The following is a 336-nucleotide window of genomic DNA, read 5'->3' as shown; positions in this document are numbered from 1 at the left end:
GCCAGCCATGCCGGAGCCCAACTCGCGGCGAGCCTACGGCAGGACGGGTGGAGCGGTGAGATCGTCCTCATCGGCGAGGAGCCCACGGTGCCCTACCAGCGCCCGCCACTGTCGAAGGCGTATCTCGCCGGGAAAACCACCCTCGACGAGATCACCATCCGCAGTTCGGACTTCTACTCCAAGCAGCGAATCCAGCTTCTCAACGCGCACGTGGAGGCGATCGACCGCTCGGCTGGGCACATCGTTATGAGCACCGGCGACACACTGACATACGACAAGCTCGCGCTGTGCACGGGAGCCCGCCCTCGTCAGCTCCGCGTTCCTGGGGCCGATCTC

The 336-nt window shown here is 65.8% G+C and carries 1 protein-coding gene; it reads left to right on the top strand.

Translation table 11 applies throughout. From position 1 onward, the window contains the following. A partial coding sequence (locus IY392_RS16640) for an FAD-dependent oxidoreductase (protein WP_194861827.1) occupies nucleotides 1-336 on the top strand: 336 nt, incomplete at both ends.

Origin of the sequence: Dietzia sp. SYD-A1 (assembly GCF_015356725.1) — a bacterium.
Lineage (GTDB): Bacteria > Actinomycetota > Actinomycetes > Mycobacteriales > Mycobacteriaceae > Dietzia.
The sequence above is the reverse complement of the archived record's forward strand: the minus strand, read 5'-3'. Positions and strand labels throughout refer to the sequence as shown.